The organism is Actinokineospora bangkokensis (assembly GCF_001940455.1).
In the GTDB taxonomy this organism is placed as follows: domain Bacteria; phylum Actinomycetota; class Actinomycetes; order Mycobacteriales; family Pseudonocardiaceae; genus Actinokineospora; species Actinokineospora bangkokensis.
The window spans coordinates 136,668-163,033 of sequence record NZ_MKQR01000026.1 but is presented as its reverse complement, the minus strand read 5'-3'; the positions used below and the strand labels follow the sequence as shown (position 1 = coordinate 163,033).

Sequence of the window (26,366 nt, the reverse complement as noted above, 5' to 3'; positions counted from 1 at the left end):
CGACGACGGCCCCGAGGCCCCCCAGCGCCTGATCGCGGGGCGCTACCGGCTGCGCGAGGTGCTGGGCCAGGGGTCGATGGGCACGGTGTGGGCCGCCTACGACGAGTTCCTGCGCCGGGTGGTCGCGGTCAAGGAGGTGCGGCTGCCGCCGGGGGTGCCCGAGCGGGAGGCCGACGAGCTGCGCGAGCGGACGCTGCGCGAGGCGCGGGCGATCGCCGTGGTGTCCCACCCGAACGTGGTGACCCTGCACGACGTGGCCCAGGTGGACGGCGACCCGTTCGTGGTCATGGAGTACGTGCCCTCGCGCAGCCTGGCCGAGGTGCTGCGCGACCACGGGCCGCTGGGGGTGGCGCAGGCGGCCGTGGTCGCCGACGCCGTGGCCGCGGCCTTGCAGTGCGCGCACGAGGCGGGCATCACCCACCGCGACGTCAAGCCGGGCAACGTGCTGCTCGGCCGGGACGGGCGGGTCACCCTCACCGACTTCGGCATCGCCCGCAACGTCTCGGAGCGGACGCTGACCAAGTCCGGGGTGATGCTCGGCTCGCCCGCCTACATCGCCCCCGAGGTCGCCTCCGGCGGCGGGGTGACGCCGCGGGCGGACCTGTGGGGGCTGGGCGCGACGCTGTTCGCCGCGGTCGAGGGGCACGCCCCCTACGACCCGCACGCGCAGGTGGTGGCGACCCTGGCAGCCGTGGTGGACGGGGAGCCGCCGGTGCCCGCGCACGACGGGCCGCTGCGCCGGGTGATCACCGGGTTGATGGTGAAGGACCCGGCGGCCCGGCTGCCGCTGGCCGAGGTGCGCGAGCTGCTGGTGCCGCTGCTGCCCGGGCCGGGCACCCAGGTCTTCGACGGGTTGGCGCTGCCGGTGCGCGACGTGGAGCGGCCCACGGTGCAGACCCCGCCGGTGCCGCCGCCGCAGCCGCCCGGCGAGGCGAGCGCGCCGCTGGCCGCCGCCCCCGGCCCGCTGCCGTTCGAGCGCAGGCCCGCCCCCACCGCGCGGCCGCGCCGCCGCGGCGCGCTGGGGACCCTGCTGCTCGCCGTGCTGGCGGTGCTGCTGTTCTCCGGGGCGGCGGTGGGCGGGTTCTCCCTGGTCCGGACCGTGGGCGGGGCGCCGCTGCGGCCGCCTGAGCCCACCGCGGCGCAGCCGCCGCCGAGCAGCGCGCCGCTGGGCCGGTTCGTCGAGCAGACCGCCGACGCCTCGCCGCTGGAGGGCACCCGGGGCGCGGCGTTCCGCATCCCGGTGCCGCAGGACTGGGTGAAGTTCGTCGAGCAGCGCACCAACGACGGCGCCCCGGACAGCACACGGGTGCACTGGGTGTCGCCGGACGGGGCCTCGGAGCTGGCGGTGGAGCGCTTCCCGCAGTTCTTCCCGACCGGCACCGCGGCCGGGTACGTCCAGCTGCTCAGCGCGCAGGAGCCGCAGTTCCAGCTGGTGAGCGGGCCCACCGAGGCCGCGGGGGTGTTCGACCTGGCCTTCCGGACGGTGGAGTCCGGGCCCGCGGCAGGCGGGCAGCCGGAGCCCTCGCGCACCCGCTCGACCTTCGCCCAGGTCAGCCCGATCGGCGGCGACCTGTGGGTGATCACCGCGACCGTCCCGATCGAGCAGGAGGACCTGGGCAAGCAGGGCCTGTTCGACCGCGCCGCGCCTGGGTTCTCGGTGGTCGGCTAGGGCCGGCCCCAGGGCTGGTGCCGGGTCAGCCGGGCCGGCGGTGGTACCGGGAGCCCGACTCGTGCACGTGGGCGAGCCTGCGCAGCGCGGTGAGGATCGAGTCGCCCAGCACGGTGCCGACGACGACGCTCTCCACCATGTCGTCGAGCGCGCCCGCGGCGGCGACGTAGTCCAGGTCGACCGCGGCGATGCGCGTGCACGCCTCGGCGTAGGGGGCCAGCAGCCCGGCGATGCGGCCGTGGCCCAGGCCCTCGGCGGCCACGAGCACCGACACCAGGGCCCGCGCCGAGGGGTGGTCGGTGCCCACCTGCCAGCCCATGTCGTCGATCAGCTCCGCCACGGCCTCCTCGGCGGCGGTGCGCGCCGGGTCGGGGGTGTCGTCGTCGGCGGCGGGCTTGGCCGCGTGGGTGATCACGGCGTTCTGCACGGTGCCCAGGGTCTTGTCCACGCCCCGCTCCGCGGAGTCCACCGTGTCCAGCACGTCGCGCACGGCCGCCAGCGGTAGACCGCCCACCTCGACCAGCGCCCGCACGAGCCGCAGCCGGTGCACGTGGGCGTCGCCGTAGCTGGCCTGGTTGGGGCTGGTGCGCTCGCCGGGGGCCAGCACGCCCTCGCGCAGGTAGAACTTGATCGTCGGCACCGCCACCCCGGTGCGCCTGCTCAGCTCCGCGATCCGCACGCGCCGCTCCTCCCCGCTTGACGCGATCCCGCCTTGACATGGATAGTGTACTTATCGATAGTAGAGATATCCGCTATCCATCGTCCGGAGGGGGACGCGTCATGGGGATCACCGCACGGCTCCAGCGGGAACAGCGCGGGGGGAAGCGGTACCGGGCAGGGGTGTGGGGCCGCGTCCTGGGGTGGGACCGGCCGATGCTGTGGTTCACCGCCTCGATGGGCGTGCTCGCCGCGGTGGCCGCCGTCGGGCTGGTCGTCGACGACCGGCTGCTGCTCGGCGCGCCGGTCTGGCTCAAGCCGCTGAAGTTCGCGCTGTCGTTCGCTGCCTACGGCCTGAGCTGGGCGTGGCTGCTGTCGCTGCACCCCGCGCCGCCGCGCGGCCTGCGCCGGGTGGGGCTGGTGGTGATCGCCGCGAGCGCGGTGGAGATGGTGATCATCACCGGCGCCGCCGCGCGCGGGGTCGGCAGCCACTTCAACGTCTCGACGCCGTTCACCGCCACCCTGTTCGGCGTCATGGGCGTCACCGTCGCCGTGCTCTGGGCGGGCACGGCCTACCTGTCGCTGGTCATCGGCGCCAAGCGGCTCGCCCCGGCCGCCGACCTGCTCGCCATCCGCGCGGGCATGGCCATCTCGCTGCTGGGGATGCTCGTCGGCGTCCTGATGCTCGTGCAGGACCCGGGTGTGCCGGGCGCGGCGGGGGCGCACACCGTCGGCGCCCCCGACGGCGGGCCGGGCATGCCGCTCACCGGGTGGAGCACCACCGCGGGTGACCTGCGCGTCGGGCACTTCCTCGGCCTGCACGCCCTCCAGCTCCTGCCGCTGCTCGCCGCGCTCACCCGCGGCTTGGGCGAGCGGGCCCGCGCCCGGCTCGTCGCCGCGGGCGGCACGGGCTACCTGGGGCTGGTGCTGCTGGCGACGTGGCAGGCCCTGCGCGGGCAGCCGCTGGTGCGGCCCGACGCCCTGACCCTCGGCGCGGTGGTGCTGCTGGTCGGCGGGGTCGCCGCGGTCGCTTTCACCGCCCGCTCCACCGACCGGGAGCTGGTGCGCGCATGACCTCCGTCCTGTTCGACCTGTCGTTCTACCTCGCCGCGCCGTTCTGGTTGTTGGTGGTGCTCGCGCCGAAGTGGACGTGGACGCGCCGTGTCGTCGGGTCGCCGTGGGTCGTCGCGCCCACCCTGGTGGTGTGGCTCGTGCTGGCCGTCCCGGTGATGGGGGAGCTGGTACCGCTGGTGCTCAGCCCCACGCTCGACGGGCTCGTGGCGTTCACCCGGGACGACGCCGCACTGGCCGCGCTGTGGGCGCAGATCATCGCGTGGGACCTGTTCATCGGGCGGTGGATGTACCTGGACTCGCGGGAGCGGGACGTGCACCCGCTGGTCATGGGGCCGATGCTGGTGCTGACCGTGCTGCTGTCCCCGATCGGGCTGCCGCTCTACCTCGCCACGCGCGGCCTCCTCACCAGGCGCCCCGACTAGGCTCGCCCGCGTGACGCACGACTCCGCGCAGGTGGACCCCGCCCTGTTCGACGACGACCCGCACTCCTACGCCGAGCAGGCCGCGGCCGCGCTCGCCGAGCGCACCGGGCACGACCGGCACGACCTGGCGCTCGTGCTCGGCTCCGGCTGGCGGCCCGCGGCCGACGAGCTGGGCGCCCCGACCGCCGAGCTGCCGGTGGGGGAGCTGCCCGGCTTCCGCGCCCCCACCGCCGTCGGCCACGGCGGCACCGTCCGGTCGGTGGCGGTGGGCGACAAGCAGGTGCTGGTGTTCCTCGGCCGCACGCACGTCTACGAGGGCCACGGCGTGCCGCGCGCGGTGCACGCCGTGCGCACCGCGGCCGCGGCGGGGGCGAGCGGGGTCGTGCTGACCAACGCCGCGGGCTGCCTGCTGGCCGACGCGAGCATCGGCCAGCCCATCCTCATCAGCGACCACATCAACCTGACGGCCAAGTCGCCGCTGGTCGGGGCGAACTTCGTCGACCTGACCGACCTGTACTCCCCGCGCCTGCGCGCGCTGGCCCGCGAGATCGACCCCACCCTGGTCGAGGGCGTCTACGCCGGGCTGCCCGGCCCGCACTTCGAGACCCCGGCCGAGATCCGGATGCTGCGGGTGCTCGGCGCGGACCTGGTCGGCATGTCCACCGTGCACGAGGCGATCGCCGCCCGCGCCGCGGGGCTGGAGGTCTTCGGCCTGTCCCTGGTCACCAACCTGGCCGCGGGCATGACCGGCGAACCCCTCAACCACGAGGAGGTGCTGGCCGCGGGCAACGCCGCCGCGGCCAGGATGGGCGGGCTGCTGCGCGAGCTGGTCCTGCGCTCGTGACCCGCCCCACCTCCACCCTGCGCGACGCCGCCTACCGCTGGATCGCCGACGACCCCGACCCGCGCACCCGCGACGAGCTGCAACGCGTGCTCGCCGCGGCCATGGGCGGGGACGCCGCCGCGCTGGCCGACCTCACCGACCGCATGTCCGGCCCGCTGACCTTCGGCACGGCGGGCCTGCGCGGACCGGTGCGGGCGGGCCCGAACGGCATGAACCGCGCCGTCGTCCGCCGCACGTCGGCGGGGCTGGCGTCGTGGCTGGCGGCCCGGGGCGCGGGTGGCGGGGTGGTGGTGGTCGGCCGCGACGCCCGGCACGGCTCGGAGGACTTCTGCGCGGACGCGGCCGGGGTGCTGGCGGCGGCGGGCTTCGACGTGCGGGTGCTGCCCCGCCCCCTGCCGACGCCCGTGCTGGCCTTCGCCGTGCGCTCGCTGGGCGCGGTGGCCGGCGTGCAGGTCACCGCCTCGCACAACCCGCCCGCCGACAACGGCTACAAGCTCTACCTCGCGGGCGGCGCGCAGCTGGTCCCGCCCGACGACCGCGAGATCGAGGCGGCCATCGCGGCGGTGCCCTCCCGCGTGGAGCTGTCCGAGGGGTGGACCCGGCTCGGTGAGGACGTGCTCGACCGCTACCTGGAGCGGGTGGCGTCCCTGCCGCGCGGCGGGTCCCGCGCCCTCCGGGTGGTCGCCACGGCGCTGCACGGCGTGGGCGCGGCCCCGCTCCAGGCCGCGTTGAGCGCCGCGGGCTTCACCGACGTCACCCTGGTGCCCGAGCAGTCCCAGCCGGACGCGGACTTCCCCACGGTGGCCTTCCCGAACCCCGAGGAGCCCGGGGCGACCGACCTGCTGCTGGCCCTGGCGGAGTCGGTGTCGGCGGACCTGGCCGTGGCGCTGGACCCGGACGCGGACCGCTGCGCCCTGGGCGTGCCGGGCCCCGACGGGTGGCGGATGCTCAGCGGCGACGAGGCGGGTGTGCTGCTCGGCGCCCACGTGCTGTCCACAGTGGATGCCGCGGGTCCGGTGGGTGGACCGGGACCGTTGGTGGCGAACACGATCGTGTCGTCGTCGATGCTGCGCGCGGTGGCGGAGGCGGCGGGCGCGCGCTACGACGCGACCCTCACCGGCTTCAAGTGGCTGGTGCGCGCGGGCGACGGCCGGGGGACCGGCCTCGTCTTCGCCTACGAGGAGGCCCTGGGCCTGTGCGTCGACCCCGACCACGTGCGGGACAAGGACGGCATCTCCGCGGCCGTGCTCGCCTGCGACCTCGTGGCGAGCCTGCTGGCCCGCGGCTCGTCCGTCCACGCCGAACTGGACGCGCTGTCCACCCGCCACGGCGTGCACCTCACCCGCCAGCTGTCGGTGCGGGTCACGGACCTGGGCCGCATCACGGCCCTGATGGCGGCCCTGCGGACCTCGCCGCCCACCCGCCTCGCCGATGTGCAAGTTGCCGCTGAGGACTTGCAGCCAAAGGCGGACGTCCTGCGCTACACCGGCGGGGGCCTGCGCGTCATCGTCCGGCCCTCGGGCACCGAACCCAAGGTCAAGGCCTACCTGGAAGTGGTGGAGCCGGTGTCCGGCGAGCAGGACCTGGCCACCGCCAAGCAGGCCGCGCAGGACCGCCTGGAGCGCCTGGCCACCGAAGTCGGGGCCCTGCTCCAGTAGCCCCTTCGCCGCGGTTCTCTCCCCGTCGAGCACCCCCAGCGCCCGCCCGGACGCGGGGGTGCTCGATGCTTGGCCCATGCCCCGCCTGCTGATCGTCCACCACACCCCGTCCCCCGCCTGCCAGGCGATGTTCGAGGCGGTGGTCCGGGGGACGTCAGACCCGGACCTCGCGGACGTCGAGGTGGTCCGCCGGGCGGCGCTGTCCGCCACCGCCCACGACGTCCTGCACGCCGACGGCGTCGTGCTGGGCACCCCGGCGAACATCGGCTACATCAGCGGCGCGCTCAAGCACTTCTTCGACACCGTGTACTACCCGGTGCTGGATTCCGGGCGGGGTACTCCGTTCGGGTGCTACATCCACGGCAACCAAGGTACGGAGGGTGCGGAACGGGCGATCGCAACCATCACGAACGGATTGGGGTGGCAGCGGGTGGCCGCCGATGTCGTCGTCGCGGGCGAGCCGTCCACGACGGACCTGGGGCGCTGCGCGGAGATGGGAGCCACCGTCGCGGCCACGCTGCTGGGGTGAGCTGCGGTCGTTCACCGTCCGAACCGGACTTGACACGGAGCGAACGGGTTCATTGAATGTGGAAACACTTCGGGTGGGGGTGCCGATGGGCCTGGTGACGGGCTGCTTCGCGGTGATGCCCCCACCGCGAAGCAGCCCACTGTCATCCAGCCCGCTGCCCGGCCCGCTGCCCGATCGGGCAGGCCCCGGTCAGGCCGGGACGGGCTCCTCGCGCTCCGCGCGCCGCTCCTGCTCCGCGGTGTCGAACAGCGGCGGCGGGGTCGCGGCGTTGAGGCGGTCGTCGTCGAGCAGGCCCTCGCCCCGGGCGACCAGGACGGGCACGGTGATCTGGCCCGCGACGTTCGTGGCGGTGCGGACCATGTCCAGGATCGGGTCGATGCCGTAGACGATGGCGACGCCGGTGGCGATGACCTCCGGGGGCAGGCCGATGGTGCTCAGGGTCAGCGTCAGCATGGTGAACCAGCCGGTCGTGCCCGCCGTGGCGAACGCGCCGAACACCGCCACCAGCACGATGCCCGCGTACTGCCACAGGCTGAGCTGGATGCCGAAGAGGTTGGCGATGAAGATCGTCGCGATGGCCGGGTAGAGCGCCGCGCAGCCGTCCATCTTGGTGGTGGTGCCCAGCGGCACCGCGAAGCCCGCGTAGCCGGGCTCGACGCCCAGGTTCACCGCGGTCTGCCTGCTCAGCGGCAGGGTGGCGCCGGAGGAGCGGGACACGAACGCGAACTGCAGGGCCGTCCACGCCTTGCGGAAGAAGGTCACCGGCGAGACCCGGCCGACGAACTTCAGCAGCAGCGGGTACACCACGAACAGCACCAGCAGGGCGGCGGCGTAGACGCTGGCGATCAGGGCGAACAGCGGCTTGACGAACGAGTTGCCGTAGGTGGCGAACGCCGTGCCGATTAGGCCCAGGACGCCCAGCGGCGCCAGCTTGATGATCCAGCCGAGCAGCTTCTGGATGATGTCGAACACCGCGCGGTTGAGGGTGACGAACGGCTCGGCCTTCTCGCCCAGCGCGTACGCGGCGACGCCGACCGCGACCGCCACGAACACCACCTGGAGCACCTCGCCCTCGGCGAAGGCGGAGAACAGGTTCGACGGCACGAGGCCCTGGAGCACCGTGAGCCAGTCGCCTTGGGCGCGCTGGGCCAGCCGCTCGACCGTGCCCTCCCCGGGCTGCACGGCCACGCCCGTGCCCGCGCGGCCGATGAGGCCCACGGCGATGCCGATGAGCACCGCGACCAGCGAGGTGGCCGCGAACCAGGCCAGCGTCTTGCCGCCCAGCCGCGCCGCGGTGCGCGGGCCGCCGAGCGCGCGCAGGCTGGTCACGCCCACGACGATCGCGGTGAACACCAGCGGGATGACGGTGAACTGCAACAGGCTGGTGAAGACGTCGCCGATCGTGGACAGGGTGGTCGTGAGCCACTCGGCACCGGTGGCCTTGGCGGTGAAGCCGAGCACGGCGCCGAGGACGAGGCCCGCCAGCGTGGCGAGCCCGAACGCGCGGGACATGTTCCGTCCTCCAGGGGGTTGGGCTGTCCTTGGTCCAACCAATCCTGGGGGGTCGGGTAATCCCGTCTCAGCTGCTGGGAGGCGGTTGCCACAGGTCGGTGACCGACACCCCGACCCGGCCCAGCAGCCGCCGGGTCAGCGGCAGGCTGATGCCGACCACGCTGCTCGGGTCGCCCTCGATGCCGCGGACGAACCACCCGCCCAGCCCGTCGAGGGTGAACGACCCGGCCACGTGCAGCGGCTCCCCGGTGGCCACGTAGGCGTCGACCTCGGCGGGCGTCGGGTCCGCGAAGTGCACGGTGGTGGTCTCGGTCCCCGACGCCGTGGCGACGACCTCGCCGTCGCTGGTGCGCACCACCACGTGCCCGGTCAGCAGGTGCCCGGTGCGCCCGGCCATCCGCCGCCACCGCTGCCGGGCCACCTCGGCCGACTGCGGCTTGCCCACCATCTCCCCGTCGATGTGCAGCATCGAGTCGCACGCCACGACCAGGGCCTCGGGGAACTCGGTGGCGACGTCGGTCAGCACCGCCTGCGCCTTGGCCTCGGCCAGGGCCGTCACCAACTGCTCGGGGGCGGGGTCGGTCAGCGCGGCCGCCACCGCGTCCTCGTCCACCCCGGACACCCGGACGGTGGGCTCGACCCCTGCGGCGCGCAGGACGGCGAGGCGGGCGGGGGACTGGGAGGCGAGGACGAACTGCACCGGGGAAGGGTAGCCGGGGCGGGGGAGCCCGCCCGCGCGAGCCGCCGGGGTCAGAGGCCGCCGACGACGGGCAGGTCGAGGCGGGTCGCCCCCAGGTCGACGGTGATCCGGGCGACGCCGTCGGGCGGGGTGAGGTGCGCGGCGTCGGTGCCCGCGACGACCAGCCCCAGCCGGTGCCCGGCCGCCACCACGCGGTCGGTGGTGGCCAGCGGGAACGTCATCGCGTACGGCGTCCCCGGCGTCAGCGGCGCGCCCTGCGCCAATCCCGCGTGGTGGCCCAGGTCGGCCCAGCCGCGCGCGAGCACCGTCCGGTCCGACTCCACGAGCGCGGTGCGGGTGTCCAGGTAGCAGGCGCTGTCCGGGGTGGTGCTGGGGCCCCAGCAGCTGCGCGTGGCCAGGTTCTCGATGCCCTCGCCCTCGCCCTGGGCCCTGCTGGTGGTCGGCCCGTAGTCCACCAGCAGGGCCGAGAGCCGGGCTGCCCCCGTGCTGGACGACGCGGTCACGGTGATCGACGGGGTGCCGACGACCCGCACGTCACGCGGCAGCGGGTCGGTCCGGTAGAGCAGCCGCCCGGGGTTGCTGCCCTCCGGCACCCACGTGTCCTCGGTGCCCCGGTCGTCGGTGAACCCCGCGGTGCCCGAGGACGCCGCGGTGGTCAGCGAGCCCACCCCGTCGTCCGGCCCGGGGGCGGGCGACAGCGAGGCCGTGGACGTCGGCGGGGGCCACACGGGGTCGTTGCGCCACACGTCGGGGGCGGTCTCCACGGTGCCCTGCGGGTCCGAGGTGATGCCGTTGTCCATGCCCAGCAGGTAGTGGTCGAACCACCGGTGCAGCGCCTCGACCCACTCGGGGCGGCGGAAGTCGAACGGGTCGACGTGCCCGGTCTGCGAGAGCCACACCTTCTTCTCGACCCCCGGCGGCAGCGCGGCCCACCACCGCCCGAAGTTCAGCGTCTTGACGTTGAGGTCGTTGAGGCCGTGCACGGCGAGAACGCTGGCGCGCACCTTCCCCGCGCTCGCCGCGTAGTCGCGGGCCCGCCAGGTGGGCGTCAGGTCGCCGGTGGGCGGGGTGCCCGCGTCCAGCGCGGCCTTCACACCCCCGCAGAGCCGGGCGGCCTGGGGGTTCTCGACCAGCGCGGCCAGCCCGGACAGGGTGCCGGTGGGGAAGGCGGCGCCCGCCGAGCGGTAGTAGTCGTACCAGGAGCTGATGGCCGAGATCGGGACGATCGTGTCCAGGCCCTCGACGCCGGTGGCCGCGGCGGCGTTGGCGATGGTGCCGTCCCAGGACTTGCCGATCATGCCCACCGCGCCCGACGCCCAGGTGGCGGCCACCCGGGTGCCCGCCGCGGGGGCGGTGAACGCGGGCGCGCGGCCGTTGAGCCAGTCGACCACCGACGTCGCCGAGGACACGTCCGAGGGCCCGCCGACGTCGGTGCAGCCGGTCGACCGCCCGGTGCCCGCCAGGTCGACCTGGACGACGGCGTAGCCGCGGGGGACGAAGTAGTTGTCCAGGAACAGCGGGAACGACGTGGGCCGCCCGGCGGCGTCGAAGGCCTTGCGCTGGGACTCGTTGCCCCGGCCCAGGGACAGGTAGTACGGGCTCGCGTCCATGATCACCGGCACCGGGCCGGGGGTGCCGGACGGGCGGATGACGTCCGCCGCCACGCGCACGGGGGTGCCGTCGGGGGCGGTCTGCCCGGTCGGCACCCACACCGTCTCGCGGGTGGCGGCGGCGTAGTCGTACGCCGGTTCGCTGCGCGGCACCGCCGCCGCGGTGCCCGCCACCCGCGGGACCGCCGCGCCCACCGCGCCGAGGCCGGTGGCGGCGACGGCGGCGATGGCGAGCAGGCCCGCGCGGGCGGTCAGGTGCACCTGGTCAGGTTATGGTCCGAGCCCGCCCCTGCGGCGACCGGCGAACTCGTCGGTCGAGTTCTAGGGGGCGGGTTGCCTGACCGGGGTGCCCGCGGCGGGTGCCCGCGCGGGCCGGGGCGCCTTGGGCAGCCCGAAGGCGGCGATGACCCCCAGCACCAGCACCACCACCGGCAGCACCAGCGCCGCCCTGGCCGCGTTGGTGAACCCCAGGTCGAACGCGGCCCTGGCCAGTTCGCGGACCTTCTCGGCGATGCTCGGCGACCACTCCGCGGGCACCTGAGGCCCGCCCGCGCTGAACTCGCCCGCCGCCGCGGCCGCCGCGCTCACCCGCTCGACGAACTCGTCGGCGAAGCGCGGCGGCAGGAACTTCGCGTACTCCGCCGCGGCCTTGGGCACCGACACGCTCAGCCCCACCTGGAGCAGCACCCCCGTGGCCGACGAGCCGAGCACCCCGCCGACCTGGCGCGCGGTGTTGAACACCCCCGACCCCGCGCCCACCAGGTCCGGCGGCAGCGCGGTGGTCGCGGTGGCGGTGAGCGGGGAGAACACCAGGCCCATGCCGAACCCGGCGACGGCCGTGCCCGGGATCAGCTCCAGCGGCGCGGTGCCGGGGGTGGCCGCCACGGCGAGCGCCACCGTGCCCGCCATGAGCAGGCCGAGCCCGCTGGTGATCAGCAGCCGCGGGTCCCAGCGCACCCTGCCCGCGATGAGCGCCCCGGCGCCCGCGGCGGCGGCCATCGGCAGGCACAGCAGCGCCGAGCGCACCGGGTCGAGGCCGAGCACCGACTGGGCGTAGATCACCAGCGGCAGGAACATCGCCGTGGTGGCGAAGCCGAGCGCGGCGTGCACCAGGTTGGCGAACCCGAACGCCCGGTCGGCGAACAGCCGCCGGGGGATGAGCCGGTCGGGCCCGCGCTGGCCGATGGCGAACACCACCAGCAGCACCAGGCCCGCCCCGATGCACGCCAGCACCAGCGGCGACCAGCGGAAGTGCTGCCCGTTCTGCACCCCGAACACCAGCAGCGCCAGCCCCGCCGCGGCGAGCACGGCACCGGTGGTGTCGAAGGTGACCGCGCGCCGCCCGCGCGGGTCCGGCAGCAGCCGCAGGCCCAGCACCAGCCCCGCGAGCCCGATGGGCAGGTTCAGGAAGAAGATCGACGGCCAGCCCAGGTGCTGCACCAGCAGCCCGCCGATGACCGGCCCGGTGATCGTGGCCACGCCCGCCACCGCGCCCCACACCGCGATCGGCGCCCGCCGCCGCTCGGGCGGGAACAGCGCCGAGATGAACGACAGCGTCTGCGGGGTCATCGCCGCCGCGCCCAGGCCCTGCACCGCGCGGGCGGCGATGAGCGAGGCGGGCGTGGGGGACAGCGCGCACCACAGCGACGCGGCGAGGAACACCACCAGGCCCACCACCAGCACCCGCTTCGGCCCGAACCGGTCCCCGAGCCTGCCGGTGACCAGCAGCGGGACGGTGTTGGCCAGCAGGTAGGCCGAGTTGACCCAGATGACCTCGTTGAGCGTGGCGCCCAGGTCCGCGAGCACCGCCGGGATCGCCACCGTGACCACGGTGGCGTCGAGCATGACCATGAAGAAGCACGCGCAGAGGGCGGTGAGTGCTGTCCACGGTGAGCGCATGGGGCTAGAGGGTAGAGGCAGCGCCGGGCCGTGCCCGGGGTTCAGCGAACCCCGCTGCCGGAGCCGGTGCGGGGTGCCCTGGGATCGGCGGGTGCGGGACACGCGAACAGCCCGCACCCGGTGGGGTGCGGGCTGCGGCCGGGGCTCGTGCCGGGGGTCAGCGGGGGCGGGCGGAGGCGCGCCACGCGCCGGGGCCGTGCGGCAGCGGCGCGCGGACCTGCGCGGCCTTGTCCGCCCAGCCGCCGCCCTCGGTCGGCTGCTCCGGCTCGCCGCCGGTGGTCGCGGCGGCTGCCACGACGGCGGTGAGCGCGGCCAGTTCCACGTCGTCGGGGTTGCCCCGGACGACGTGCAGCAGGGCCGGGGACGCCGGTTCGTTCTGCTCGGGCACAGCGGGCTCCTCGTCGGGGCTGCTCGTGGTCGGGGTGGGTGCGGCCGCCGCCCCGGTGTCGCCACCGGGGCGGGGCGGGGCGGCTACAGCGGGATGTTGCCGTGCTTCTTCGGCAGGCCGGTCTCGCGCTTGTCGGCCAGGATCCGCAGGGCGCGGGCCACCTGGCCGCGGGTGTGCGAGGGCGGGATGACCGCGTCGACGTACCCGCGCTCGGCCGCCTGGTACGGGTTGAGCAGGGTGTCCTCGTACTCCCGGTCCAGCTTGGCGCGCAGGGCGTCGACGTCCTCGCCCGCCTCCACCGCCGCCTTGAGGGTTTTGCGGTGCAGGATGTTCGAGGCGCCCGAGGCGCCCATGACCGCGATCTGCGCCGTCGGCCAGGCCAGGTTGACGTCGGCGCCCAGGTGCTTGGACCCCATGACGTCGTAGGCGCCGCCGAAGGCCTTGCGGGTGATGACGGTGACCAGCGGCACGGTGGCCTCGGCGTAGGCGTAGATGAGCTTGGCGCCGCGGCGGATGATGCCGCCGAACTCCTGGTCGGTGCCCGGCAGGAAGCCCGGCACGTCGACGAAGGTCAGCACCGGGATGTTGAACGCGTCGCAGGTGCGCACGAACCGCGCCGCCTTCTCCGAGGCGTCGATGTCCAGGCAGCCCGCGAACTGGGTCGGCTGGTTGGCCACCACGCCGACGCTGCGGCCCTCGACCCGGCCGAAGCCCACCACGATGTTCGGCGCGAACAGCGGGTGCACCTCCAGGAACTCGCCGTCGTCGAGCACCCGGTTGATGACCTCGTGCATGTCGTAGGGCTGGTTGGCCGAGTCCGGGATGATGGAGTCCAGCTCCAGGTCGGTCTCGCCGATGCCCTCGGCGACCGAGCCCTCCTCGGTGAACCCGGGGAACACCGGGGCCTCGGTGAGGTTGTTCGAGGGCAGGAACGACAGCAGCTCCTTGACGTAGCCGATCGCGTCCTCCTCGTCGGCGCCCATGTAGTGGGCCACACCCGACTTGGTGTTGTGCGTGCGCGCGCCGCCGAGCTCCTCCAGCGTCACCTCCTCGCCGGTGACGGTCTTGACCACGTCCGGGCCGGTGATGAACATCTGCGAGGTCTGGTCGACCATCACGATGAAGTCGGTCAGCGCCGGGGAGTAGACGTGCCCGCCCGCGTTGGCGCCCATGATGAGCGAGATCTGCGGCACCACGCCCGAGGCCCGCACGTTGCGGGTGAAGATCTCGCCGTAGAGGCCGAGGGAGACCACGCCCTCCTGGATGCGCGCGCCGCCGCCCTCGTTGATGCCCACGATCGGGCGGCCGGTCTTGATCGCCAGGTCCATCACCTTGACGATCTTCTCGCCGTAGACCTGCCCGAGCGAGCCGCCGAAGACGGTCACGTCCTGGGAGAACACGCACACCGGGCGGCCGTCGACGGTGCCGTGCCCGGTCACCACGCCGTCGCCGTAGGGGCGGTTGTTCTCCAGGCCGAAGTTGGTCGACCGGTGCCGCGCCAGCGCGTCGAGCTCCACGAAGGACCCCGGGTCGAGCAGCAGGTCGATCCGCTCGCGGGCGGTCAGCTTGCCCTTGGCGTGCTGCTTGTCCACCGCGCGCGCCGACCCGGCGTGGATCGCCTCGTCGTCGCGGCGGTACAGGTCGGCCAGCTTGCCCGCGGTCGTGTGGAGGTCCGGCTCCCCCGCGGGCACCTGTCCGATCGGCTCGGTCGCGCTGCTCATAGCGCCGCACCCTATCGAGTGACCACCCGGTTGAGCAGTGTTCAGTCGGCAGCATCACGGCGTTCTGGAACGGTTCCGCGCGCTTGACCTCCACCGCGCTGGAGGGAGCAGGGTGGTCCCACCGCGGCCGGGACGGGCTGTCCCGCTCCGACCGGCCCGCCCCCGGCCCGCGGCCCTACCCTGGGGCCATGCCTGGAGCCGACTCGCCAGCCCCGGACGCCGCCGCGCTGCGGGCCGCGCTGTCCGACCGGTACGCCGCCGTGGACGTGGTCGCCTCGACCGGGTCCACCAACGCCGACCTGGTGGCCGCCGCGGCCGCGGGCGCCGCCGACCGCACCGCGCTGCTCGCCCTGGCCCAGACCGCGGGCCGCGGCAGGCGCACCCGGGGCTGGGTGTCGCCGCCCACCGGCCTCTACCTCAGCGTCCTGCTGCGCCCGGCCGGGGTCCCGGTGGCCCGGTTCGGCACGCTGGCCATGGTCGCCGGGGTCGCGCTGGTGCGCACCGCCCGCGCCGCCGGGGTGACCGCCACCCTCAAGTGGCCGAACGACCTGCTCGCGGGCTCGCACAGCGCCAAGTGCGCCGGGGTGCTGGCCGAGGTGGCGGGCTCCGGCCCCGAGCCCGCCGTGGTGCTGGGCATCGGCCTCAACGTGGGCCCGGTGGGCACCGCCGTGCCCCCGGGCGCGGGCGGGCTGCCCGCGACGTCGCTGGCGCAGGAGGGCGGCACCGCCGACCGGCACGCGGTCGCGCTGTCCCTGCTCACCGAGCTGGACGAGCTCGAACGGGCGTGGCGGGCGGCCGGGGGCGACCTCGCCGCGGCCGGGCTGCTCGCGGACTACCGGGCGCACTGCTCGACCCTTGGCCAGCAGGTGCGGGTCGAGCTGCCCGGCGGGTCGGAGCTGCGCGGCCTGGCCAGCGAGGTCGACGGGACCGGGCAGCTGGTGGTCGACGTGGCGGGCACTCAGCGCACCCTGTCCGCTGGCGACGTCGTGCACGTGCGCCCGCTGCCCTGAGGCCACCCGGGGGGACTTGCCGCGACCGGGGCACCGGGGGTGCGCGCCCCGAGTACGGTGGGCCCGTCATCGGGTGGTGATCAGGAGGACGACGTGGCGTACCCGGAGGACCTGCTCAGCGACGGCGAGCAGGTCGTGCTGCACAAGCACTCGCACTGGAAGATGCTGCTGCTCCCCTACTTCTTCCTCGTGGTCGTCGTCGGCGCGGCCATCTGGCTCGCCGTCCTGGCCCAGGACCTCGACTGGGCGAACATCGCCTGGATCGCCATCGCGGTGGTCGCCGCGGCGCTGGTCGTGTGGCTGTTCCTGGTGCCGTTCGTGCGCTGGCGCACCACCCACTTCATCGTCACCACCGACCGGGTCATGGCCCGCGTCGGGGTGATCAACCGGACCGGCATCGACATCCCGCTGTCGCGGATCAGCAGCGTGCGCTTCGAGCACGGGCTCATCGACCGGATCGTCGGCTGCGGCACGCTGATCATCGAGTCGAGCGCGCAGGAGCCGCTGGAGTTCTACGACATCCCGTCGGTGGAGAAGGTGCACACGCTGCTCTACCGCGAGGTCAACGACAACCCCAACGACGACTTCCACCGCCAGCCCGCCCGCGAGGACTACCGCGACGACTACCGGGGCCAGGGCGGCGACACCGCCCAGCTGCCGCCGCACGGTCACCCGGACGACCGCGGGTACCGTCGCTGACATGAGCGCACGGGATGTCGGCCTCCCCGCGGTCGCCCGCTCCGGCGACCTGCCCGACCGGGTCACCATCTGGGAGGTGGGCGCCCGCGACGGCCTGCAGAACGAGTCCACCACCGTGCCGGTGGGGGTCAAGCTGGAGTTCCTGGACCGGTTGGCGGCCGCGGGCCTCACCACGGTCGAGGCCACCAGCTTCGTGCACCCGAAGTGGGTTCCGCAGTTGGCCGACGCCGAGCAGGTGCTCGCGGGCCTGACCCGCGCCCCCGGCGTCCGCTACCCGGTGCTGGTGCCCAACGAGCGCGGCCTCGACCGGGCGCTGGCCGCGGGCGTGCGCGACATCGCCGTGTTCGGCAGCGCCACCGAGACCTTCGCCAAGCGCAACCTCAACCGCACCGTCGAGTCCCAGTACGAGATGTTCGAGCCGGTCGTCGCCCGCGCCCGCGCCGAGGGCCTGGACGTGCGCGCCTACGTCTCGATGTGCTTCGGCGACCCGTGGGAGGGCCCCGTCGCGCCCGAGCAGGTGGCCGAGGTCAGCGCGCGGCTGATGGCGATGGGCTGCTCGCAGCTGTCGCTGGGCGACACCATCGGCGTCGCCACTCCCGGCCTGGTCGAGGCCGTGCTGGACGCCGTGGTCGCCGCCGGGACGCCGGTGGGGGCGGTGGCGGTGCACTTCCACGACACCTACGGCCAGGCGCTGTCGAACACCCTCGCCGCCCTGCGCCGCGGCGTGACGACCGTCGACTCCTCCGCGGGCGGCCTGGGCGGCTGCCCCTACGCCGAGTCCGCCACCGGCAACCTCGCCACCGAGGACCTGGTGTGGATGCTCGACGGCCTGGGCGTCGACACCGGGGTCGACCTGGGCGCGCTGGTGGCCACCAGCGCGTGGATGGCCGAGCGCCTCGGCAGGCCGAGCCCGTCGCGGGTCGTGCGCGCCCTCGCGGGCTGACCCGCGCCCGCGCAGGCTGACCCGCGCCCGCGCAGGCGAAACAGCGGCGCGGGTGGCGGCGATCAACGCGGTGTGCGCCCCTCCGGCCCGCGTCCCCGACGCCGCCCCGGTGAACCCCGTCGCCCCCGCGGCGCAGGCCGTGCCCTGCCCGCCGGGCCGGTCCGCGCGCGCCCCGCGCCCGCCCGCCGCCCGCCCGCCGCGGCCGGGTGCGCGCGCCGCCGCCACCGCTGGCTGGACCGCCTGCTGGCGGTGCTGGCGAGGGTGCGCGCCGCGCGCGGGAACCGGCGGGAACCGGGGGCGCCGCCCGCCCGTCCAAGCCCGGACCGGGAACCCTGCCGGCGCCGACTACCCAGCGGAGGTCTCCGTGGTTGCTGACCACGCAGCCCAGGTCGAGGAGCTGATCGCCGACTACCGCCGCAGCCGCGAGCAGCTCGCTGAGGTGCACCGCGCGCTGGCCGCGATCAGCGAGTCCGCGACCAGCCCGTGCGGCATGGTCACCGCCACCGTCTCCGCCCAGGGCGCGCTGACCGGCCTGGTGATCGCCGACGGCGCCTACCGCCGCTACCGGCCCGCCGAGCTCGCGCACGTGGTCGTGCGCACCACCGCCGCGGCCGACGCGCTCGCCGCCCGCGCCGCCGGGCACGCCGTGGCCCCGGTGCTGCCCGCGGGCACCGACCCCGAGGCGCTGCTGCGCGGCACCGCCGACCTCACCCCGGCCGAGGTGGCGCCGCCGCGGCGCCCCGCACCGGACGACGACAGCTTCGAGCACATGACCTGGCTCGAATCGGACACGCCGAGGAGTTCCTGATGCCGCACGGGGGGTTCGAGACCGAGGCCGAGGCGCTGGCCGCGCGCGCCGGGCAGTTCGACGGCATCGCGGAGCGGGCGGGCCGCATCCACCGCGACCTCGACGACGTGCTGGGCGCGCTGGGCGCCTGCTGGGGCACCGACAGCATCGGCCGCAGCTTCGCCGCCGCCTACGCCGCGCCCGCCGACACCGCCCTCGGCGCCCTCGGCGCGCTGCCCGGGCAGCTCGGCGACGTGCGCGGCCGGTTCGCCGACAACGCCCGCGCGTACCTCGCCGACGACGAGGGCAACGCGCGCACCATCGGCTCAGCGGACGCCTAGGAGGGGATGGGGATGGGCATCGAGCTCCCCGCGGTGCTGCGACCGCTGGCGGCCCTGGTCGGCCTCCAGTGGCCGGAGGCGGACGAGGACAAGATGCGCGAGGCCGCCGGGGCCTGGCGCGAGGCGGGCACCCGGATGGGCGCGCTCACCGGCGACGCCGACAGCGCCGCGCGCACCACCCTGGCCACCTTCTCCGGCGAGGCCAACGACGCCGCGCGCAGGCACTGGTCGGGCTTCGTGGCGCCGGACACCGGGCACCTGACCGCCGCGGTCACCCGGTGCGCGGCCAACGCCGACACCCTGGAGCACGCCGCCACCCAGATCGGGGAGGCCAAGGTCGCCATGGTGCGCACCCTGGTCGACCTGGCCAAGCAGACCGACGCGGCCAACACCGCCGCGGGCGCGGGCGGTGGCGGCGCCCCGCTGCTCCAGCTCCAGACCCTCACCGCGGGGGTGAAGGCCAACCTCGCGCACATCACCACCTCGCTCATCGGCGCCGTCACCGGCGGCGAGGGCAACTACCACGGCCCCGTGAACACCCACCCCGGCACGTCGTCGGGGCCGGGCAACGCCGCGGGCCACGGCCTGTTCGGCAACCACGGCACCGACGGGCTCACCTTCCAGCCGGGCGGGCAGCGCCCCGGCGGCGGCGGGCTGCTGGGCCTGCCGAACTTCGACGTCGCGGGCGCGGTGCAGGGCGTCACGCAGGCGCTCACCCCGCACGGCCCCACCGCCGAGCAGGTCGCGAACGCGGGCGCGGGCGCGAACTGGGGCGGGCCCGGGGCGGGCCACGGCGGCGGACCCGGCCACGGCGGGCTCCTCGGCGGCGTGCTCAACGCGGCGGGCCACGTCGCCGACGCCGCGCTCGGCGCCACCGGCCAGGTCGTCGACGGCGCGTTGCACGGCGCCTCGAACGCCGTGCACGGCGTCTCCGACGCGGTCGGCGGGCTCACCGGCGCGCCGCCGGGGCGCGGCCCGCTCGACGGCGTGGCGCACGTGGTGGACCAGGTCGCCCAGACCGGCCACCAGGCCAACCAGGGCGTGCAGCACGCCGTGCACGACGCGCTCAACCCCGGCGGCGGCCCCGGTGGGCCCGGCGGGCACCCGGGCGGCGGTCCCGCGGGCGGCCACGGCCCCGCCGCGCCCGCTCCCGGCGGCCACCCGATCACCGACCTGCCCGGCGCGGTGACCGACCTGCCCGGCCAGGTCGTGTCCCACCTGCCCGGCGGCGGGGGCGCGGGCGCGCCGCTGGTCGACCTGCCCGTCCACCACGACTCCGTGCAGGCGGCGTCCGCCGCCGTGCTCGACGCCCCCGCCGCGTCGGCGGGCGCGCAGGCCCCGGCCGCGGGCTCCGCCGCGGGGGCCGTCCCCGGCGCCGCGGCGGGAGCGGCGCAGCAGGTGCAGCAGAACGTCGGCAACTACGTCAGCGGCGGCAACGGACCCGTCCCCGGTGGTCCCCCGGCCGCGGCCGCCCCGGCGGCGGGTGCGGCGGCCGTCGCCGCCAAGCCCGCGGCCCCGGTGGGCGGTGTCGTGCCGGGCGCCCCGGTCGCGGGTGGCCCCGGCGGCGGTGCCGCGGGCGGCGGCCGCTCGGACGCCCCGGGCAACCGGACCGAGCCCGGCGCCAAGGTCGCGGCGGGGGCGGGGTCGTCCGGGTCCGCCACCACCGGCGGCAGGCAGGCGGGCGCCGACCCGGCGACCACCGCCACCGAGAACAAGCAGGGCACCAAGAGCACCCAGGACAGGGCCGAGGCCCCGCACGCCCGCAAGGACGAGGTCGGCGGCGTGGTGGCCGTCGGCATGGGCATCCAGGGCACCCTCGCGGGCCAGGTCCCGCCGAGCCCGGACGAGGCGCGCCAGAGCCGGGTCGCGGACCTGCTCGGCGGCAGGCTCGCGGGCTCGGCCCCGCAGACCCCCGGCACCCCCGCGGGCATGCAGCCCGCGGCACCGCTGCCGCGCGCGGCGGGCCGGGCAGGCGACCCGGAGTTCACCGCCTTCCTGGTGGCCATGTTCCCCATCGGCCACATGCCGGTGGCGTCCCCCGAACCGGCCCGCCAGCTCGCCGCGCCGCCCGCCGAGCTGGACTGCGCCGGTCGCTTCGCCCCCGGCGACCACCCCCGCTCCGACCTGGTCGACCTGTCGACCAGGGTCAGCGACCCCGGGCAGTTCGACGGCGCCGAGGCCCCGCACCTGGCCACCGACCACGACCCCCTCGGCGGGCAGCACGAGCGCGACTGGGACCGCCGCTTCCTGGTGCGCCCGCACGAGCCGGGCAGCGAGGACGCCACCGAGTTCGCCTGGCCCCCGGCGGGGGTGTTCCCCGAGGGCTGCGCGGAGGCGGGGTTGCCCGAGGTGCTGGACCCCGGCACCGTCGTCGACCGGTTCGGCACCCCGGAGGGCCGCGTGTTCAGCGCGGACGGCACCCCCTTCGCCCGCCGCTCCCTGCCCCCGACCCACCTCAGCGCGGGGTACCACCGCTACCGCGTCCTGCGCCCCCTCCCGGTCTGGCGGGGCGTGTCGGCGCCCTGGTTCGCCCAGCCCGGTGGCGCCGAGCGCTACCGCGCCACCCACCCCGCCGCCGACCTCATCGCCCTGGGGTACCTCCAGGAGATCACCCCCGACGACCTCCCGGCCGTCCCCGACTCCCCGGAGACCGCGGCGTGAACAGCACGACGATCCTCGACCTCCTGCCCGCCATCGGGGTCCCGCCGACCATCGTCTCCATCGGCGTCGAGGCGGACCACCGCTGGTGCCTGGTCCCGACCGCGGACGAGGGCACCCCGGGCTGGGAGGTCTTCTGGCGCGAGCAGGGCAACCGGTACGACTGGGCGCGGTTCAGCAGCGAGCAGGTGGCCTGCCACTACCTGTTCGGCCGGTTGACCTGGTCGCAGGTGCTGCGGGGGGTGGTGGGGGTCCTCCCCGCCGCCGAGCCGTCCACCGAGGCCGGGCCGCCCGCCCAGGCCGAGCCGACCGCCGGCCCGTCCGCCGAGGCGGTGGCCGCCGTGGCGGCGGTGGAGGACGAGGTCGCCTCCGCGCCCACGGCCGCCGTGCCGGTGCAGGGCGCGCCCTAGCCGTCCGGCCTCAGCCCCGCAGGACCTCCAGCGCGGCGTCGTGCAGCAGCCCGTTCGACGACAGCGCGTTGCCCCCGTCGAAGCGGGCGGCGCCGCCCAGGTCGGTGAAGCGCCCGCCCGCCTCCTCGACGACGACCTGCACCGCCGCCACGTCCCAGGGGTTGACGATCGGCTCGGCGGCCAGGTCGATCGCGCCCTCGGCCACCAGGCAGTGCTGCCAGAAGTCGCCGAAGGCCCGGTTCTCCCAGCACGCGTCCACCAGCGCCAGGTACCGCTCGCGGGAGTGGTGCTCCACCCAGGTGCCCAGGTGCGTCGTCGACAGGTACGCGTCGCCCAGCTCGCCCACCCCGGACACGCCGATCCGGCGCTCCTGCCCGCCGTCGGAGACCCAGGCGCCCGCGCCGCGGGCGGCCCACCAGCGCTTGCCCAGGGCCGGGGCGCTGACCACGCCCACCACCGGGGCGCCGTCGACCACCAGGGCGATCAGGGTCGCCCAGGCCGGGACCCCGCGCAGGAAGTTCTTCGTGCCGTCGATGGGGTCGAGCACCCACGTGCGGCCCGCGCCGACCTCGCCGCCGCGCTCCTCACCGGCCACGACGTCCCCCGGGTGCTCCTCGGCGAGCACGGCGCGGATGGCGTCCTCGACCGCGGTGTCGGCGTCGGTGACCGGGGTCCGGTCGGGCTTGCGGGTGACGGCGAGGTCGCCCGCCCGGAAGCGCGAACGGGTGATGGCGTCGGCGGTGTCGGCCAGCCGGAGGGCGCAAGTGAGGTCGCGTGACACGGGCGCGACTCTGCCACGCCTACGCTGTCGGACGTGAGTGTGGTGCTGCTGGCCGAGGACGACGCGGCCATCGCTGATCCGCTCTCCCGGGCGCTGCACCGGGAGGGCTACGAGGTGCAGGTGGTCTCCGACGGCCAGAGCGCGCTGGACACCGCGTCCACCGGCGTGCCCGACCTGCTGGTCCTGGACCTGGGGCTGCCCGGTCTGGACGGGTTGGACGTGTGCAGGCGGCTGCGCGCGGCGGGCCGGGGCATCCCGGTGCTGATGCTGACCGCCCGCGCCGACGAGGTCGACTTCGTCGTCGGCCTCGACGCCGGTGCCGACGACTACGTGGCCAAGCCGTTCCGGCTGGCCGAGCTGCTGGCCAGGATCCGGGCGCTGCTGCGCCGCCAGGCCCCGGGGGCGATCGACGTCAACGGGGTGCGGATGGACCTGGCCGCGCGGGTGGTGACCGTCGACGGCCAGGAGATCACCCTGGCGAACAAGGAGTTCGAGCTGCTGCGGGTGCTCATCCAGCGCGCCGGGCAGGTGGTGACCAGGGAGGAGATCCTCACCGAGGTGTGGAGCGACCCGGAGCTCAAGACGTCGAAGACCCTGGACATGCACATGTCCTGGCTGCGCCGCAAGCTGGGCGAGGGCGGGCCGCGCTCGACCGAGCGGCGCATCGCGACCGTGCGGGGCGTCGGGTTCCGCTTCAACGCGGAGTGACATGCGGCGCCGGATCCTGCTCGCGATCCTGCTCGCGGTCACCGTCACCGCCTGCGCGCTGGGCATCCCGCTCGGCTACACCGCCCTGGAGGTCGTGGAGAGCCTGACCAAGGAGGACCTGCAGGCCCGCGGCCAGCAGATCGCCTACACCCTCGACGACGAGATCGCCCACGGCAACCGCATCGACCTGTCCAAGGTCGAGCTGGCGGTGCCGCCGGGCGGGCGGCTGATCGTCACCATCCCCGGCGACGGGGAGATCAGCTACGGCGCCGAGCTGGTCGAGGACATGCTCACCACCGAGGACATCCCGATCGTCAACCAGGGCAAGGTGCGGCTGCTGCTCGACGCCGGGCCGATGCGCACCCGCCAGACCCAGGTGGCGGTGCTGGTGTCGCTGGTGGTGGTGCTGACCATCGCGGTGGGCACCGTGGTGGCCATGGTGACCGCCCGCCGCCTGGCCCAGCCGCTGCGGCACGTGGCGGAGCGGGCCACCCGGCTCGGCGCGGGCGACTTCCGCCTGGACCGGGCCCGCTACGACCTGCACGAGCTGGACATGGTGGCCGAGGCGCTGGACGCCTCCGCCACCGCGCTGGCCCAGCTGGTGCAGCGCGAGCGCGACCTGGTGGGCGACGTGTCGCACCAGCTGCGCAGCAGGCTCACCGCGTTGCAGCTGCGGCTGGAGGCGCTGACCACCGCCACCGACGCCGACACCGCGCAGGAGGCCGAGGAGGCCCTGCACCAGGCCGAGCGGCTGGCCGACGTGCTCGACGAGCTGCTGGCCGCGGCGCGCGAGGCCAGGGCGGTCGGCGCCGAGCCGGTGGACCTGGGCCAGGAGCTGTCCGGGCTGGGCGAGGAGTGGCGGGCGCTGTTCCGCGCCGAGGGCCGGGCGCTGCGGCTGCGGCTCACCCCCGGGCTGCTGGCCAGGGTCACCCCGGCGCGCCTGCGGGAGGCGATCGGCGTGCTGCTGGACAACGCCCTGCGCCACGGCGCTGGGCCGGTGACGCTGACCGCGCGCGGCGGCGGCCCCGCCGACTCGGTGGTGATCGAGGTGTCCGACGCGGGGTCGGGGGTGCCCGACGAGCTGGCGCCGCACATCTTCGACCGGGGCGTGTCCGGCGCCGGGTCGACCGGCCTGGGGCTGGCGCTGGCGCGGGCCCTGGTGGACTCCGACGGCGGCAGGCTGGAGCTGTCGACCGCCCGGCCGCCCACGTTCTCGGTGTTCCTGCCGGTGCCGCGCGCGGACAACGTGCGCGGGGTCAAGTGGCCCGCGGAGCGCTCGCCGCGCTGACCGGGCGCGGGGTCAGCGGCGCTGGCCCAGCTCGTCGGGGAAGACCCACTTGCGGAAGCCCCAGAAGCGGAAGAACATCGCCAGCACCATGCCGATCACCGACCCGCTGGCGAAGTCCGCGATCTCCTGCACGGCCCGGCTGACGTGCGGGACCTCCAGGTCGAGCACGTAGCGGGACACGTACGGCGGCACCAGGTTGATCGCCACCCCGCCCGCGCTGATGAGGAAGAACAGCGCCGCCTCGTGGTGGCGCTCCCGGCCGCCGCGGGTGCGGAAGGACCACTCGCGGTTGAGCACGTAGGAGGCGATGGTGGCGACGATGATCGCGATCGCCTTGGCGGTGATCGGCTTCTCGGCCAGCACGGTCAGCTTGAGCACGTACCAGATGCCGTTGTCGATGAGGAAGGTCGTGCCGCCGACGACCGCGAACTTCAGCAGCTCCCGGTGCTTGATCGCCAGCCTGCGCAGCGGGGGCGGCAGCAGGCCGAGGACGGAGTCGACGACGGTCACCGGCGCAGTCTACGCAGCGCTGGTCAGGCCGCCCGCTCGTCGCCGCCGCCCGCGGGCACCGAGCGCAGCGGGCGGACCCTGGCCTCGGCGTCGGGGAACACCCACTTCTTGAACGCCCACCAGCGGAACACCATGGTGATCAGGGTGCCGATGATGATGCCGGAGACGAAGTCGGCGACCTCCTGGGTCACCAGGCCCACCTCGGGCACCTGCAGGTGCAGCACGTAGCGCGAGATCGCCAGCGGCAGCGCGTTGACGCCGACGCCGATGCCGCTGATGAGGAAGAACAGCGCCGCCTCGTGCCTGCGCTCGCGGCCGCCGCGCTCGCGGAAGGACCACTCGCGGTTGAGCACGTAGGACACGATGGTGGCGATGATGACCGCGATGCCCAGCGCGGTGACCGGGTTCTTGTTGAGCACGGTCAATTTCAAGGCGTAGTTCACCGCATTGGTGACAACGAAGCAAATGCCGCCCACAACCGCGAACTTGAACATGTCGCGGTGCTTGCGCAGGAAGGCCCGCGCCGGTGCCGGGACACGGGCGAGCACGTTCTCCAGGACGGCCATGACGGCGGAGTCTATCCAGACTGGACGTGGTCCGCGCCATAGGGAGCGGCCGCTGTCCGGTCCGCCCGAATCGCGCTCTGCCACGGGGGATCAGCGTTCCCGCAGCCACCCGGGCCACCACGGGATGCGCACCACCGCGGAATCGGTTGCGCCGCCGAGGACCGCGGTGGCGGAGATGCTCCGGTCCTGCCAACCGGGGCGCGGGAATTGCGCGACGAATGTCACTTCCGCGCCGGGTGCCAGTGCGCTGCGCGTGGTGCACGTGTTGCCCGCGCAGTCGACGGGAGCGCTCGACGCCAACAACCGCACGGGCTTGTCGAACCGGACGACCGCGACACCGGGGTTGCCCCCGGTGTTGCGGACGGTGAAATCGAGGGCCGGGCCCTCGTGCCACGGCCCGGGGTGGTGCGAACCGACCAGCCGCACGCCGTCCGCGAGCCGCCGCACGGTGACGGGGATGGTGAACCTCGTCGTGGGCGAGCCCTCCGCACCGACCGACCCGGTGATCACCCCGTCCGCCGCGCCGGTGTCCGCGAGCAGCGACAGGGTGAAGGTCGCGCTGCCCCCTTCCGGGATGGCCGCGCCCCGGCAGGTGACCGTGCTGCCGCCGCCGCAGGAGGCCGCGCGGGCGCCGGTGGCCCGGATGCCCGGGGGGAGGGTGAGCGTGGCCGTGACGGGGCCGGACGGGCCGGTTCCGGTGTTGCGGACCGTCAGGGTCAGCGGCGCCGCCGCGCCCGGGGTGAGGACGGGGGGTGTCGCCGGGCCGGACGCTCGCAGCACCGCCGCCGTCCCCTGCGACGGCGGTGGGGGCGCTGGGCTCGGGGTGTTGGGCGGTCTCGTCGGCGTCGGCGTCGTCGGCGTCGTCGGCGTCGTCGGCGGTGTTGTCGGTGTCGTTGGTGTCGTCGGCGCGGTGGTCGCGGGCGGGGGAGCGCTGGTGCCCGGTGCGGTGGCGTCCGGCTCCCGTGCCGGACGCCACCGCACC

25 protein-coding genes and 1 pseudogene are annotated in these 26,366 nt (G+C 75.4%); 15 read left to right on the top strand and 11 right to left on the bottom strand.

Going from position 1 to position 26,366, the window contains the following annotated elements:
• Positions 1 to 28: 28 nt before the first annotated feature.
• Positions 29 to 1,669: a serine/threonine-protein kinase gene (locus BJP25_RS23355; protein WP_075977777.1), complete on the top strand. Its 1,641-nt coding sequence runs from the start codon at positions 29 to 31 to the stop codon at positions 1,667 to 1,669.
• Positions 1,670 to 1,694: 25 nt separating this feature from the next.
• Here BJP25_RS23355 and BJP25_RS23350 read toward each other — a convergent pair whose 3' ends face one another.
• Entirely contained in the window at positions 1,695 to 2,348 is a 654-nt protein-coding gene (locus BJP25_RS23350; RefSeq protein ID WP_075977149.1) for a MerR family transcriptional regulator, read from the bottom strand.
• Positions 2,349 to 2,449: 101 nt separating this feature from the next.
• On the opposite strand from BJP25_RS23350, the gene BJP25_RS23345 reads away from it, so the two are divergent.
• From BJP25_RS23345 to BJP25_RS23325, 5 genes are all read left to right on the top strand, one after another.
• Entirely contained in the window at positions 2,450 to 3,400 is a 951-nt protein-coding gene (locus BJP25_RS23345; protein ID WP_198943590.1) for a hypothetical protein, read from the top strand.
• Entirely contained in the window at positions 3,397 to 3,822 is a 426-nt protein-coding gene (locus BJP25_RS23340; RefSeq protein WP_075977148.1) for an ABA4-like family protein, read from the top strand. Before BJP25_RS23345 ends, BJP25_RS23340 begins: the two co-directional genes overlap by 4 nt.
• Positions 3,823 to 3,865: 43 nt before the next feature.
• The gene (locus tag BJP25_RS23335; protein WP_075977775.1) at positions 3,866 to 4,666 is read left to right on the top strand and encodes a purine-nucleoside phosphorylase; all 801 of its coding nucleotides are present in this window, start codon (positions 3,866 to 3,868) and stop codon (positions 4,664 to 4,666) included.
• Positions 4,663 to 6,324: a phospho-sugar mutase gene (locus BJP25_RS23330; RefSeq protein ID WP_075977147.1), complete on the top strand. Its 1,662-nt coding sequence runs from the start codon at positions 4,663 to 4,665 to the stop codon at positions 6,322 to 6,324. Before BJP25_RS23335 ends, BJP25_RS23330 begins: the two co-directional genes overlap by 4 nt.
• Positions 6,325 to 6,400: 76 nt before the next feature.
• Positions 6,401 to 6,853 carry a flavodoxin family protein gene (locus BJP25_RS23325; protein WP_075977146.1) on the top strand — a complete coding sequence of 151 codons (453 nt, stop codon included), beginning with the start codon at positions 6,401 to 6,403 and terminating at the stop codon, positions 6,851 to 6,853.
• A 189-nt stretch (positions 6,854 to 7,042) separates the two neighbouring features.
• On the opposite strand, the gene BJP25_RS23320 is transcribed toward BJP25_RS23325, so the two are convergent.
• The 6 genes from BJP25_RS23320 to BJP25_RS23295 all read right to left on the bottom strand — a co-directional run bounded on the left by BJP25_RS23320 (position 7,043) and on the right by BJP25_RS23295 (position 14,683).
• Complete coding sequence (locus BJP25_RS23320) at positions 7,043 to 8,365, bottom strand: dicarboxylate/amino acid:cation symporter (RefSeq protein WP_075977145.1); 1,323 nt, start codon at positions 8,363 to 8,365, stop codon at positions 7,043 to 7,045.
• A gap of 67 nt (positions 8,366 to 8,432) precedes the next feature.
• Positions 8,433 to 9,065, bottom strand: a complete 633-nt coding sequence (locus tag BJP25_RS23315) for a Maf family protein (RefSeq protein ID WP_075977144.1) — start codon at positions 9,063 to 9,065, stop codon at positions 8,433 to 8,435.
• Between the two features lie 50 nt (positions 9,066 to 9,115).
• Positions 9,116 to 10,936: a CocE/NonD family hydrolase gene (locus BJP25_RS23310; RefSeq protein WP_233158226.1), complete on the bottom strand. Its 1,821-nt coding sequence runs from the start codon at positions 10,934 to 10,936 to the stop codon at positions 9,116 to 9,118.
• 60 nt (positions 10,937 to 10,996) lie between these two features.
• Positions 10,997 to 12,574: an MFS transporter gene (locus BJP25_RS23305; RefSeq protein WP_075977143.1), complete on the bottom strand. Its 1,578-nt coding sequence runs from the start codon at positions 12,572 to 12,574 to the stop codon at positions 10,997 to 10,999.
• 157 nt (positions 12,575 to 12,731) lie between these two features.
• Positions 12,732 to 12,962, bottom strand: coding sequence for an acyl-CoA carboxylase epsilon subunit (locus tag BJP25_RS23300; protein ID WP_084794423.1), 231 nt, complete (start codon positions 12,960 to 12,962; stop codon positions 12,732 to 12,734).
• A gap of 83 nt (positions 12,963 to 13,045) precedes the next feature.
• Complete coding sequence (locus BJP25_RS23295; protein WP_075977142.1) at positions 13,046 to 14,683, bottom strand: acyl-CoA carboxylase subunit beta; 1,638 nt, start codon at positions 14,681 to 14,683, stop codon at positions 13,046 to 13,048.
• 188 nt (positions 14,684 to 14,871) lie between these two features.
• Here BJP25_RS23295 and BJP25_RS23290 point away from each other — a divergent pair, with 188 nt between their 5' ends.
• The 7 genes and pseudogenes from BJP25_RS23290 to BJP25_RS35775 form a co-directional block, all read left to right on the top strand.
• A complete protein-coding gene (locus BJP25_RS23290) occupies positions 14,872 to 15,693 on the top strand; it encodes a biotin--[acetyl-CoA-carboxylase] ligase (RefSeq protein WP_075977772.1) in 822 nt (273 codons plus the stop codon).
• A gap of 93 nt (positions 15,694 to 15,786) precedes the next feature.
• Positions 15,787 to 16,392, top strand: a complete 606-nt coding sequence (locus BJP25_RS23285; RefSeq protein ID WP_075977141.1) for a PH domain-containing protein — start codon at positions 15,787 to 15,789, stop codon at positions 16,390 to 16,392.
• Position 16,393: 1 nt separating this feature from the next.
• Complete coding sequence (locus tag BJP25_RS23280; protein WP_075977140.1) at positions 16,394 to 17,335, top strand: hydroxymethylglutaryl-CoA lyase; 942 nt, start codon at positions 16,394 to 16,396, stop codon at positions 17,333 to 17,335.
• A 364-nt stretch (positions 17,336 to 17,699) separates the two neighbouring features.
• Positions 17,700 to 18,143, top strand: coding sequence for a YbaB/EbfC family nucleoid-associated protein (locus BJP25_RS23275; protein ID WP_075977139.1), 444 nt, complete (start codon positions 17,700 to 17,702; stop codon positions 18,141 to 18,143).
• The gene (locus BJP25_RS23270; protein ID WP_075977138.1) at positions 18,143 to 18,463 is read left to right on the top strand and encodes a hypothetical protein; all 321 of its coding nucleotides are present in this window, start codon (positions 18,143 to 18,145) and stop codon (positions 18,461 to 18,463) included. The genes BJP25_RS23275 and BJP25_RS23270 overlap by 1 nt, the downstream gene beginning before the upstream one ends.
• Before the next feature lie 12 nt (positions 18,464 to 18,475).
• Entirely contained in the window at positions 18,476 to 21,124 is a 2,649-nt protein-coding gene (locus tag BJP25_RS23265) for a TNT domain-containing protein (protein ID WP_075977137.1), read from the top strand.
• Positions 21,121 to 21,384, top strand: a pseudogene (locus tag BJP25_RS35775) (hypothetical protein); the annotation flags it as partial. The gene BJP25_RS23265 and the pseudogene BJP25_RS35775, both read left to right, overlap by 4 nt.
• Before the next feature lie 157 nt (positions 21,385 to 21,541).
• Here the strand turns inward: BJP25_RS35775 and hisN are convergent.
• Positions 21,542 to 22,312 (bottom strand): histidinol-phosphatase, encoded by a 771-nt coding sequence (gene hisN, locus BJP25_RS23255; protein WP_075977135.1) that lies wholly within the window; start codon positions 22,310 to 22,312, stop codon positions 21,542 to 21,544.
• A gap of 39 nt (positions 22,313 to 22,351) precedes the next feature.
• On the opposite strand from hisN, the gene BJP25_RS23250 reads away from it, so the two are divergent.
• Positions 22,352 to 23,020, top strand: a complete 669-nt coding sequence (locus tag BJP25_RS23250) for a response regulator transcription factor (protein WP_075977134.1) — start codon at positions 22,352 to 22,354, stop codon at positions 23,018 to 23,020.
• 1 nt (position 23,021) lies between these two features.
• The gene (locus BJP25_RS23245) at positions 23,022 to 24,308 is read left to right on the top strand and encodes an ATP-binding protein (protein WP_075977133.1); all 1,287 of its coding nucleotides are present in this window, start codon (positions 23,022 to 23,024) and stop codon (positions 24,306 to 24,308) included.
• Positions 24,309 to 24,320: 12 nt separating this feature from the next.
• Here the strand turns inward: BJP25_RS23245 and BJP25_RS23240 are convergent, their stop codons facing one another.
• From BJP25_RS23240 to BJP25_RS23230, 3 genes are all read right to left on the bottom strand, one after another.
• Positions 24,321 to 24,818 (bottom strand): GtrA family protein, encoded by a 498-nt coding sequence (locus BJP25_RS23240; RefSeq protein WP_075977132.1) that lies wholly within the window; start codon positions 24,816 to 24,818, stop codon positions 24,321 to 24,323.
• Positions 24,819 to 24,841: 23 nt separating this feature from the next.
• A complete protein-coding gene (locus tag BJP25_RS23235) occupies positions 24,842 to 25,384 on the bottom strand; it encodes a GtrA family protein (RefSeq protein ID WP_075977131.1) in 543 nt (180 codons plus the stop codon).
• A gap of 90 nt (positions 25,385 to 25,474) precedes the next feature.
• Positions 25,475 to 26,164 (bottom strand): COG1361 family protein, encoded by a 690-nt coding sequence (locus BJP25_RS23230; protein ID WP_075977130.1) that lies wholly within the window; start codon positions 26,162 to 26,164, stop codon positions 25,475 to 25,477.
• Positions 26,165 to 26,366 lie beyond the last annotated feature (202 nt).

Coding starts and splice junctions, on each gene's coding strand:
- BJP25_RS23325 (WP_075977146.1), top strand. CDS start 6,401: ATGCCCCGCCTGCTGATCGTCCACCACACCCCGTCCCCCGCCTGCCAG.
- BJP25_RS23265 (WP_075977137.1), top strand. CDS start 18,476: ATGGGCATCGAGCTCCCCGCGGTGCTGCGACCGCTGGCGGCCCTGGTC.
- BJP25_RS23245 (WP_075977133.1), top strand. CDS start 23,022: ATGCGGCGCCGGATCCTGCTCGCGATCCTGCTCGCGGTCACCGTCACC.
- BJP25_RS23340 (WP_075977148.1), top strand. CDS start 3,397: ATGACCTCCGTCCTGTTCGACCTGTCGTTCTACCTCGCCGCGCCGTTC.
- BJP25_RS23235 (WP_075977131.1), bottom strand. CDS start 25,384: ATGGCCGTCCTGGAGAACGTGCTCGCCCGTGTCCCGGCACCGGCGCGG.
- BJP25_RS23320 (WP_075977145.1), bottom strand. CDS start 8,365: ATGTCCCGCGCGTTCGGGCTCGCCACGCTGGCGGGCCTCGTCCTCGGC.
- BJP25_RS23280 (WP_075977140.1), top strand. CDS start 16,394: ATGAGCGCACGGGATGTCGGCCTCCCCGCGGTCGCCCGCTCCGGCGAC.
- BJP25_RS23270 (WP_075977138.1), top strand. CDS start 18,143: ATGCCGCACGGGGGGTTCGAGACCGAGGCCGAGGCGCTGGCCGCGCGC.
- BJP25_RS23345 (WP_198943590.1), top strand. CDS start 2,450: ATGGGGATCACCGCACGGCTCCAGCGGGAACAGCGCGGGGGGAAGCGG.
- BJP25_RS23295 (WP_075977142.1), bottom strand. CDS start 14,683: ATGAGCAGCGCGACCGAGCCGATCGGACAGGTGCCCGCGGGGGAGCCG.
- BJP25_RS23290 (WP_075977772.1), top strand. CDS start 14,872: ATGCCTGGAGCCGACTCGCCAGCCCCGGACGCCGCCGCGCTGCGGGCC.
- BJP25_RS23305 (WP_075977143.1), bottom strand. CDS start 12,574: ATGCGCTCACCGTGGACAGCACTCACCGCCCTCTGCGCGTGCTTCTTC.